A 10,619-nucleotide genomic window follows, 5' to 3' on the forward strand; every position below is an offset into this window, starting at 1 on the left:
GTTGGCGCGCAGCGCCAAACGAGGGAGAGGACGAGTGATGAGTGAACTGGCGACCGGACAGAAAGCCCCGGAATTCAACCTGCCGACCGATGAGGGCGGTGAAATCAGCCTGTCGAAGCTCAAGGGCAAGATCGTCGTTCTCTACTTCTACCCGAAGGATGACACGCCGGGATGCACGACCGAGGCCATAGATTTCTCGTCCCGGATTTCCGACTTCGAGGCTGCCGGCGCGGTGGTCGTCGGCGTTTCGAAGGATAGCGTCAAAAAACACCAGAATTTCAAGGCCAAGCATGACCTCAAAGTCATTCTCGCCTCCGACCCCGAAGGCGAGATGATCGAACGCTATGGCGTCTGGGTAGAAAAGGCCATGTACGGCCGCACCTATATGGGAATCGAACGCGCGACCTTTTTGATCGGCCCGGACGGGACGATCCGTCACATCTGGCGCAAGGTGAAGGTGAAGAACCATGCCGACGAGGTGCTCGCGGCAGTACAGGCCCTGAAATAATCGGGGTTTACCCTCTCTAAAGCGAATCCCCTTGCACTCGCGTCATCATCGTGTAGCGAAGTCGCGCTGTAATTCGGCACGCGGCGTGCATAACGGAATGTTGATATTGTCACATTTTTTGTGTCACATCCCCGCGCGGGAGCACCAGGGGCAGGCGACGGACACGACCGTATGATCTCACGCGTATTTCAATCCGGCTGGGAAATCGCTCAGCGCTGGTTCCCGGATCGGCAGATCTACCATCGCAGCGATGGGCAGGTCCGCTATTTCGAGATCAAGACCGAGTACCAGCTGGGTGCCCTGCTCGCCGCGACCGTTCTGACCGGCTGGCTCTGCTTCGCGACCGTCAGCGTTGCCTTCCAGGGGCATCGCATCGCCAGCCGCATGGCCGAGGTCGAAACGATCCGGCTTGAAGCCAACCGCATGGTCAACGAGGCCCGGGCCTCGGAACTGGCCGCCACGAACTTCCTCGATGCCCAGATGCGCGAATTCGACCGGACCGCGGTCGAATTCCAGGCGCGACATGAGACCCTCCGCCAGCTGATCGACCTTGCCGAGCAGATGGAAGGCTCCAGCTTGTCCTCGTCTCCGGCGCTGGGTGAAGGCCGCATCCTGATGGCGGCCACCCCGGCCGACCCCTCGCAGCGCGAAGCCCGCGATGCGATCACGCTTACGGCCTACGACCCGGATGATCCCGAAGCGCGGATCGAAGCGCTGATCGCGCAACAGGACGCGGTTCTGTCGGAAGCTGAAGACGCCTCCGAGGCCCGTCTCGAAAACCTTCGCGCCGTGCTTCGCCTTACCGGCCTGCGTCTCGACGATGTGCTCGAGGAAGGCCGCGGCTCGGAAACCGGCGGTCCCTTCCTGGCCATGGCCGAAGCCGGACCGTTCGCCCGCGCGGCGATGAACCCGAACGATGCCTTCTCTTCGCGGATCGCCCGTATTGCGGCGCGCATGGTCGAGGCCGAGGAACTTGAAGCCGCGGTTCTTTCGCTCCCGTTGGGCGAGCCGGTCGGCGTCGCCTTCCGCGAGACCAGCCCGTTCGGTTATCGCATTGACCCGTTCACCGGCCGGCCGGCCTTCCATTCCGGTCAGGATTTCGTCGCCTATCCGCGCGCGCCGATCGTGGCCACCGGACCGGGCCGCGTCATTTACGCCGGCTGGCGCTCCGGTTATGGTCGTACCGTAGAAATCGACCATGGCTACGGGTTCGTGACCCGCTATGGTCACATGACTTCGATCGATGTGCGGCGGGGCGACCAGGTCGAGCGCGGACAGCGCGTCGGCGCCATGGGTTCAACCGGCCGCAGTACCGCCACACATCTGCATTACGAAGTCATCTTCCGTAATGATCAAACCGATCCCGAACGCTTCCTGAGAGCCGGACAATATGTTCAACAACAAGGGTAAAGACGCCCCCGCCTCCCCCGATTTCCCCGCAGCCCCCGCTGCGGCCCCCGCGAAAAGGTCCGCCATGAAATCCAAAGCCCCCTCCATCCTCAGCAGCGATCTGGTGCTGAACGGTTCCATCGTTGCCGAAGGCGAAGTCCAGCTGGACGGTTCGGTCGAGGGTGATGTCCGCGCCGGGTCCCTGACCATTGGCGAGGAAGCATCGGTGAATGGCGAAGTGATTGCCGACACCGTCGTGATCCGCGGCCGCGTGACCGGTTCGATCCGCGCCCGTCAGGTGCAGCTGGCGTCGACCGCGCGCATCGAAGGCGACATCGTCCACTCGGCCCTGTCGGTGGAAAGCGGCGCCTTCTTCGACGGTCACTGCCGTCACGCGTCCGACCCGCTGAGCGACAGAACTTCCTCTCCGGCGAAATCGTCGGGCGCGCCGTCGCAGTCGACCAGCCCGGCTCCGGCCCGCCCGGCGGCCCCGACGAGCAGCCCGTCCTCCTCGAGCTCGACGACGTCTCAATCGCCGCTCGACATGCCGACAGCGAAGTCCGCCAATTAGGCTGACACGTATTGGATTTGAAGACGCCGGCGGGTTCTCCCGCCGGCGTTTTTCTTTGCCCTATCAGTCGTCTGAAATGTCCGAATCGCCGTCGAGACGCGCGGCCAGAGACGCTGCCATGAAGGCATCGAGATCACCGTCCAGAACACCTTGCGTATCGGAGGTTTCGACGTTCGTGCGCAGGTCCTTGACCATCTGGTAGGGCTGGAGGACGTAAGAGCGGATCTGGTGTCCCCAGCCGATATCGGTCTTGGAATCGGCTTCGGCCTGGGCCGCTTCCTCGCGCTTGCGCAATTCCAGCTCATACAGGCGGGCGCGCAGCATGTTCCACGCCGTGGCGCGGTTCTTGTGCTGCGATCGGTCGGCCTGGCAGGCCACGACGATACCTGTTGGCTCGTGCGTCAGGCGGACCGCGGAGTCGGTCTTGTTGACGTGCTGGCCGCCGGAACCGGAGGCGCGGAAGGTGTCGGTCCGGACATCCTTTTCGAGGATTTCCACCTCGATCTGGTCGTCGACCAGCGGATAGGGCCAGACGCTGGCGAAGCTGGTGTGGCGCCGCGCGGCGGAATCGTAGGGCGAGATACGCACCAGCCTGTGCACCCCTGCCTCGGTCTTCAGCCAGCCATAGGCATTCTCGCCCTTCACCAGCAAAGTCACGGACTTGATGCCCGCCTCCTCGCCCGGCTGTTCCTCGATCACCTCGACCTTGTACCCGTGGGCATTGGCCCAACGCGAATACATCCGCGCCAGCATGGACGCCCAGTCCTGGGACTCGGTTCCGCCCGCTCCCGGGTGGATTTCCAGATAGGAATCATTGGCATCGGCCTCGCCGGACAGGAGCGCTTCAAGTTCGGCCCTTGCGGCCTTGTCCTGCAGGCGTTTCAGAACGCCGGCGGCTTCCTCGGTGAGGTCGTCATCGCCTTCGGCCTCGGCCATTTCGGCGAGTTCGAGCGTGTCCGCAAGTTCCTGTTCTATCTCGTGAATCGCCGTCATGGCGGCGTCGAGACGATTGCGTTCGCGCATCAGGGACTGGGCTTTCTGGGGGTCGTTCCAGAAATCCGGGTCTTCAGCGCGTGCGTTCAGCTCGTCGAGGCGTTTCTGGGCAGTATCCCAGTCAAAGACGCCTCCTCAGCAGTCCCACCGACCGCTTGATGTCTTCGGAAAGATTGATGAAATCGGCCCGCATGAGAGGCTTCGCGCTCCGCTTCGAATTGACGTTGAACCGGGGATAGCCGCGCCGGGACGCGGCATCAAGCCGGTGTGTTCAGATGATCAGTAAAGACCACCGAGGTCGTCTTCCTCGTCATCGCGGTCATCATCGTCATCATCGGCGTCATCACCGGTGACGGCCCCCTGCCCGAAGCTCAATCCGCTGCCGCGCTGATCGCCGCTGCGGGTCGGTTCGGTGCCCGGCTGGAAGGCTTCGAGAATGGTGCCGGGACGCCCGAGAACGGACGGGTCGCCGGTGCGGTAGTCGATCGGGACCAGACGCACGCCTTCCGGCACGCGGAAGGGCGCGACGGGGTAGTTGTCGAGCGCGGTTCCGAGGAATTCGGCCACGACCGGTGCGGCGACGCGGCCGCCGGCTTCGCCGGAACCCATTTCGCGCGGCGTGTCGAAACCGACATAGACGCCGACAACGAGGTCGGGGCTGAAGCCGACGAACCAGGCATCGCGGAAATCGTTGGTGGTGCCGGTCTTGCCGGCCAGCGGACGGCCGAGCGAGCGCAGCGCCGTGCCGGTACCGCGTTCGACCGCGCCTTCAAGGATGTGCACGATCTGGTAGGCGGTAACAGGGCTGATCACTTCCTCGCCGAGGTCCGGCAGTTCCGGCTCGGCCATGCCCGGCGTCCATTCCTCGGCATTGCAGCCGTCGCAGGGGCGCGGATCGTGGACGTAGACGGTTTCGCCGCGGCGGTCCTGTATCCGGTCGAGAATGGTCGGTTCGACCCGGACGCCGCCATTCACCAGCGCGCCATAGGCCCCGACCAGACGCCAGAGGGTTGTCTCGCCCGCGCCAAGCGACATGGCCAGCACCGGTTCGAGATCGTCATAGATGCCGAAGCGCTCGCCGATTTCGGAAACGGGCTCCATGCCCATCTCCTGGGCGAGGCGCACGGTCATGACATTCCGCGAATATTCGAGGCCGAGACGCAGGGTCGAGAGACCGTAGAATTGCTCGGAATAGTTCTGAGGGCGGTAGAAGCGCAGGTCTGGTCCGCCCGAGGCCACGAAGGGCGCGTCGAGGATCATCGACACCGGCGTATAGCCGTTGTCGAGCGCGGCGGCATAGACGAAGGGCTTGAAGGAAGAGCCCGGCTGACGGCGCGCCTGGGTCGCGCGGTTGAACTGGCTCTGCGAGAAGCTGTAGCCGCCGACCATGGCGAGCACCCGGCCGGTATGCGGGTCGAGCGCGAGAATGGCGCCGTTCACCTGCGGGATCTGGCGCAGGCCATAGACATTTCCGCTGTCGGATTCGACCGCCTCGACATAGATCACATCGCCCGGCGACAGCACCTGATTGGCGCGCTCCACGCGCGGACCAAGCGCGCCGTTCGACAGGCCTTCGCGGGCCCATTCCAGTTCGGACATCGGGATGACGCCCTCGCGGGTCTGGCGAACGGCCTCCTCATCGTCGCCATCGGCGTCTTCGGGCAGATCTTCTTCCGGCAGGAGATAGGCGATGCGCGCATTATCGGCGCCAGCGGCGAGCACAACGGCAACGCGCCAGTTGTCGTCGAGGTCGGACGGCGTGTCGATCGCTTCGAGCTGGGCGACGAGATCGCCCTCGATGTCGATCGAACCGATCCCGCCGCGCCAGCCATGGCGGCGGTCGTATTCCTCGAGGCCGTTGCGCAGTGCGCCCCGCGCGGCGACCTGCATCGTCGTGTCGAGCGTGGTGCGGATCGAGAGGCCGCCATCATAGAGTTCTTCATCGCCATAGAGTTCGGCGACCTGGCGGCGGACTTCCTCGTTGAAATACTCGGCGGCGTAGTCCTGGTCGCCGTAGAGACGGTCGGTCACGACAAGCGGCTCTTCCATCGCGGCGCGCGCGGCTTCCTCGGTCACATAGCCATTGGTGGCCATGCGCGAGAGCACCCAGTTGCGGCGATCGAGCGCGGCTTCGGGATGGCGTGTCGGGTGAAACAGCGCCGGCCCGTTCACCACGGCAGCGAGATAGGCCGTTTCGGCCAGCGTCAACTCGTCCAGCGATTTGCCAAAATAGTTCAGCGAGGCAGCAGCCACGCCGTAGGAGCGGCGGCCGAAATAGATCTCGTTGAGGTAAAGTTCGAGGATCTGGTCCTTGGTGAAGGCGCGCTCAATCCGGCGCGCCAGCACCATTTCCTGCACCTTGCGCGACAGGCGTTGCTCGGACGTCAGCAGGAAATTCTTGGCGACCTGCTGCGTGATCGTCGAGGCCCCCTCGAGATTCTCGTCGCGCAGGATGTGGCCGATATTCGCGAAAGTCGCCCGGATGATGCCGCGGAAATCGAGACCGCCATGGTCGTAGAAATTGCGGTCCTCGGCGGCGAGGAAGGCGTGGATCAGTTCAGGCGGAATGGTCTCGATCGGCACGAAGATGCGGCGCTCGCGGGCGTATTCCGCGATCAGCCGCCCGTCGCCGGCATGGATTCGGCTGGTGATCGGTGGCTCGTACTCGGCGAGCTGCTGGTAATCCGGCAGGTCTTCGGTGACGCGCACGACATAGATCGCCGCAGCGATTACCGCCGCAATGCCGAGCACCACCGCCGCGATCGTGCCCCAGATGAGCACGCGCAGCGCGTTACCCCAGGTAAAAATACGCATAGCCATTCCCTGATACGCTGTCCCGGTCTGCCGATCGCGTCGGGCGGCATTATGGCGAGACTCGCGTCCCTTTAAAGGCATTTCACCCGTACGGATAAGTTTATCGGGTCAAAGGTTTCGAGAGGTGAAACCCGCCAGACGTCTTTCCCGCGATCTTGTTGTCCGTCATTCCCGCGAAGGCGGGAATCCAGTCCGAACAACACCGGGTTCCTGCGATCCCCGCCTCTGCGGGGACAGGCCTTGCGAATCCGAAGCCGGGTGACTGCTTCGGGTCCCCATTTTCATGGGGACCCCAGGTCTTCTGGATCCCCTGAGTTCCCAAACGAAGTGCAACACCTTCCTCTTTGCCGATTAACCGTCATTCCCGCGAAGGCAGGAATCCAGTTTTCATCCAATCCGATACAACCCAAACACGCCTAACGCTCGCCGCACCGTCTTTCTGGAGTCCCGCCTACGCGGGAATGACGAAGAGAGGGCGGGAATGACGTCGGTTGGTCAGCGCGCGCGGGTCGTCAGCGCGGCCTGGCGGACGGGTGCGTCCGGGGCGTCCTCGCGGGCGAAATAGGCGTCGATGGCGTGTAGGACAGACGTCATCTGGCGGGCCCGGAAGGTTTCGGACTGCATGTTGGCGAGGTCCGTGGCATTGGTCATGAAGCCCATTTCCAGAAGCACGGCCGGCACCCGCGGGTCGAGCAGCACGAAGAGGTTGGCTTCCCGGTGCGGGTTCTGCAGCAGCGGCCCGGCTTGTGAGAGATGCTCCAGCATCACTTCGGCAAAGGCCGTCGACTGGTTGCGCTTCTCGCGCAGTTCCAGCTCGACAAGGATGTTGTTCACATCGGCCCGCGCGGTGTGGTTGGCGCCCTGGCGGGCCCTTTGGCGCGCCCGGTTCTCGGCGCGGTCGTTGAGTGTGTAGACGGCGGCGCCGCGCGTCCCCGGATTCGGCGAGGAATCGGCGTGGATCGACAGGAAGAGGTCGGCGCGCTGCAGCGCCATAACACCCACGCGCTCTTCCCACGACGGGTAGATGTCGCTGTTGCGCGTCATGTAGACGACATAGCGCCCGGTGGCTTCGAGCTGGCGCTGAAGCTCGCGCGCCGCGGCCAGTGTCACATCGGCCTCCTGCGCCCCGCCCGCACCAAGCGAACCGGGATCATGGCCGCCGTGACCGGCATCAAGCACGATGACGCGGCGTTCCCGCGGCGGCGGCACATAGATCGCCTCCACGCGTTCCGCGATCAGTGCGTCGAGGCCGCTGGCCGGGAATTCGGCGGCCGCAACGAGTTCTTCTTCCTCGGCGCGGCGGATGTCGATGACCATGCGGTGATTGCCGCTACCGTTCGGATCGAGCGCGAATTGCGACACGATCACGGCCGGACCGCCAAGCGCGAAAACGAGGCGCGACGTGTCTCCCGATGCGTCGAAGAAGCGGAAGGTCGAAACGAGGCCATGTCCCCGCCCCTCGCCAGTGTCGAGCCCGGCCACGGACCAGGCCGAAGCCGGGATTTCGAGGACCAGGCGCGCGGCCGGATCGGTCAGGGTGAAGGCGTCGAATTCCATTGGCTCGCTGGTTTCGACGACGATACGCGTCGTGTCGCCGTTCTCGCCGAAGCGCACCTGACGGATTTCGCTATCACGCGCGTCGGCCGTGCCTGCCGTCACCAGCAGGCCCGCAGCAAGCATCAGCGCGCTGAAGGACCGGAGCATCACCATCAAACCACCATCGCAGAAACCGCGATTCCATTCACGGCTTTTGTCGATGAATAACAGCGGCGCCTTGACGTTTGGTTGATGACGCGACGTTTTTTGATTTGCGCGGTATCGGCTGCTTCCCATGGTCAAACTTATAGGGCATGGTGCATTCCGTTCCGAGAGGCGAAGCGCTTGAGCCGCCGCCACTTTCACGGAGCGCGCCGAGGTCGGCGGAAACGCCCGGCCGAATCGCAAATTCTCCGCCGCGCGCGCACTTATCCGCCGCCGGCGACCCGATCGCATCGGCCGGGGAATTCGGTTTCCGAACTCCGGCTTTTTGGAAGAACAATGCGCCGCACGCCCCTCAACATCGCTGGAACCGAGCTTACGCTCTCCGCGTGCGTTGCGCCGCCGCGCCCCGACCGGGCGCGCGCAGGAGCCCTATTACATGCCCAAGAAAATGCTGATCGACGCGGGGCATCGCGAAGAGACCCGCGTCGTCGTGATCGAAGGAAACAAGGTCGAGGAGTTTGATTTCGAGGCCGCGGCCCGCAAACCGATCCGCGGCAACATCTATCTGGCGAAAGTGACCCGCGTGGAGCCGTCGCTCCAGGCGGCCTTCGTGGAGTATGGCGGCAACCGCCACGGCTTCCTCGCCTTCAACGAAATCCACCCCGACTACTACCAGATCCCGCACGAAGACCGCGTCGCCCTCCAGAAGGAAGAGGAGGAAGCCGCACGCGCCGACGATTCCGACGAGGATGAAGACGGCGACGACGAGGATTCCGGCGAAAGCCGCCGCCGCCGCAATGTCATGCGGCGCTACAAGATCCAGGAAGTGATCAAGCGCCGGCAGATTCTGCTGGTTCAGGTCGCCAAGGAAGAGCGCGGCAACAAGGGCGCGGCCCTGACGACCTATCTGTCGTTGGCCGGCCGCTATTGCGTGCTGATGCCGAACACGCCGCGCGGCGGCGGGATTTCCCGCAAGATCGCCAATGCGAAGGACCGCAAGCGCCTGAAGGACGTGGTGTCCGGCCTCGACCTGTCGAAGGGCATGGGCCTGATCATCCGCACCGCAGGCGCGGCCCGGACCAAGGCGGAAATCCGCCGCGACTACGACTATCTGCGCCGCCTGTGGGACAATATCCGCGAGAAGACGCTGACCTCGGTTGCGCCCGCGCTGATCTATGAGGAAGGCGATCTCGTCAAACGCGCCATCCGCGACCTGTATGACAAGGACATCGAGACCGTCCTCGTCCAGGGCGAAGAAGCCTACAAGGACGCGAAATCCTTCATCCGCATGCTGATGCCCAGCCATGCGTCGAAGGTTCAGGCCTATCGCGGCGACATTCCGCTGTTCCAGGAGCATCGCGCCGAAGGCCAACTGGAAGCGATCTATGACAGCCAGGTCCAGCTGAAATCAGGTGGTTACCTGGTCATCCACCAGACCGAGGCGCTGGTCGCAATCGACGTCAATTCGGGCCGGTCGACGCGCGAGCGCAATATCGAGGCGACCGCGCTGAAGACGAATATCGAGGCCGCCGACGAGGCCGCGCGTCAGATGCGTTTGCGCGACCTGGCCGGGCTGATCGTCATCGACTTCATCGACATGGAAGAGTCGAAGAATGTCCGCGTAATCGAAAAGCGGATGAAGGACGCGTTGAAGCGCGACCGCGCCCGTCTGCAGATGGGCAAGATCTCGCAATTCGGCCTGATGGAGATCTCGCGCCAGCGCCGCCGCACCTCGCTGCTGGAAGGCTCGACCAAGGTCTGCCCGACCTGCAAGGGCGCGGGTTTCGTGCGGTCGACCGAATCCGCCGCGCTGGTCGCCCTGCGCGCGCTGGAAGAGGAAGGCGCGAAGGATCGTGCCGACCGCGTGCGCCTGACGGTGCCGACCGAGGTCGCGCTCTACCTGCTCAACGAGAAGCGCGACAATGTGCTGGCCATCGAGGCCCGCTCGGCCATGCGCGTCGTCATCGGGGCCGACCCGGAAATGACGCCGCCGGAGTGCAAGGTGGAGATGCTCGAGGCCAAGGGCGCGGATTCGCCGCGCCGTCCGGAACCGGCTGTCGTCACACCCGATGCCGAACCGGAAGAGGATTTCGTCGACATCCCGGACGAGGACGAAGACGACGACGAAACCGAAAACGAAGCCCCCGCGCGCGACGAAGTCGAAAGCGAAAGCGGTGGTGGCCGCCGCCGCCGTCGCCGCCGTCGGGGTGGCCGCGGCCAGAATGGCGATCGCGAGCCCGCGCCGCGCCCGGATGCCGACTCCACCGGTGACGACGACAGCGATGACAGCGAGTCCGACGGCGCTTCGTCATCCGACCAATCCGATAGCGATGACGACGGTCAGCCGAAGAAGCGCCGCCGCCGCGGACGCCGGGGCGGACGGGGCCGCCGCCGCCGGGGCCAGGGTGGCGAATCGGGCAATGAACAGGGTGACGCCCAGTCCTCGAACGACGAGTCGGGCGAGGATGAGCAGGCCGCGGCCGCAGCGGCGGACGGCAGCGATGCGCTGAGTGTTGTCGAGCCGACCGCCGAAGACCTGCCGAAGTCCGAGGCCGAGCCGAAAAAGCGGACGCGCCCATCCCGGCGCAAGAAGGCCGAGGCCGAAGCTGACGCTCAGCCCGAGGCTCAGGCCGAATCCGCTCC

General features: G+C 64.4%; 7 protein-coding genes. 4 read left to right on the forward strand and 3 right to left on the reverse strand.

Annotation, left to right across the window (positions count from 1 at the left end):
- The first annotated feature begins 37 nt into the window (after positions 1-37).
- The 3 genes from bcp (at position 38) to L5876_RS05160 (ending at position 2,468) form a co-directional block, all read left to right on the forward strand.
- Complete coding sequence (bcp, locus tag L5876_RS05150) at positions 38-508, forward strand: thioredoxin-dependent thiol peroxidase (protein WP_236955023.1); 471 nt, start codon at positions 38-40, stop codon at positions 506-508.
- Positions 509-679: 171 nt separating this feature from the next.
- Positions 680-1,918: a M23 family metallopeptidase gene (locus L5876_RS05155; protein WP_236955024.1), complete on the forward strand. Its 1,239-nt coding sequence runs from the start codon at positions 680-682 to the stop codon at positions 1,916-1,918.
- Between the two features lie 64 nt (positions 1,919-1,982).
- Entirely contained in the window at positions 1,983-2,468 is a 486-nt protein-coding gene (locus tag L5876_RS05160) for a polymer-forming cytoskeletal protein (RefSeq protein ID WP_236955025.1), read from the forward strand.
- Positions 2,469-2,531: 63 nt separating this feature from the next.
- On the opposite strand, the gene prfB is transcribed toward L5876_RS05160, so the two are convergent.
- The 3 genes from prfB to L5876_RS05175 form a co-directional block, all read right to left on the reverse strand.
- Positions 2,532-3,654 (reverse strand): peptide chain release factor 2 gene (gene prfB, locus L5876_RS05165; protein ID WP_236955026.1). Its coding sequence is split into 2 segments (ribosomal slippage): positions 2,532-3,584 and positions 3,586-3,654, totalling 1,122 coding nucleotides; the frame shifts between segments, so codons are not numbered across the junction.
- 86 nt (positions 3,655-3,740) lie between these two features.
- Positions 3,741-6,275 carry a penicillin-binding protein 1A gene (locus L5876_RS05170; RefSeq protein ID WP_236955027.1) on the reverse strand — a complete coding sequence of 845 codons (2,535 nt, stop codon included), beginning with the start codon at positions 6,273-6,275 and terminating at the stop codon, positions 3,741-3,743.
- A gap of 495 nt (positions 6,276-6,770) precedes the next feature.
- Entirely contained in the window at positions 6,771-7,979 is a 1,209-nt protein-coding gene (locus L5876_RS05175) for an N-acetylmuramoyl-L-alanine amidase (protein WP_236955028.1), read from the reverse strand.
- 433 nt (positions 7,980-8,412) lie between these two features.
- On the opposite strand from L5876_RS05175, the gene L5876_RS05180 reads away from it, so the two are divergent.
- Positions 8,413-10,619 (forward strand): ribonuclease E/G (locus tag L5876_RS05180; RefSeq protein ID WP_236955029.1); only part of this gene is annotated, 2,207 nt, incomplete at its 3' end.

This window comes from Hyphobacterium sp. SN044, assembly GCF_021864465.1.
Lineage (GTDB): Bacteria > Pseudomonadota > Alphaproteobacteria > Caulobacterales > Maricaulaceae > Hyphobacterium.

What these genes read in the sequence shown, in the direction of transcription:
- L5876_RS05175 (WP_236955028.1), bottom strand. Translation starts at nt 7,979, where the DNA reads ATGCTCCGGTCCTTCAGCGCGCTGATGCTTGCTGCGGGCCTGCTGGTG.
- L5876_RS05155 (WP_236955024.1), top strand. Translation starts at nt 680, where the DNA reads ATGATCTCACGCGTATTTCAATCCGGCTGGGAAATCGCTCAGCGCTGG.
- L5876_RS05170 (WP_236955027.1), bottom strand. Translation starts at nt 6,275, where the DNA reads ATGCGTATTTTTACCTGGGGTAACGCGCTGCGCGTGCTCATCTGGGGC.
- bcp (WP_236955023.1), top strand. Translation starts at nt 38, where the DNA reads ATGAGTGAACTGGCGACCGGACAGAAAGCCCCGGAATTCAACCTGCCG.
- L5876_RS05160 (WP_236955025.1), top strand. Translation starts at nt 1,983, where the DNA reads ATGAAATCCAAAGCCCCCTCCATCCTCAGCAGCGATCTGGTGCTGAAC.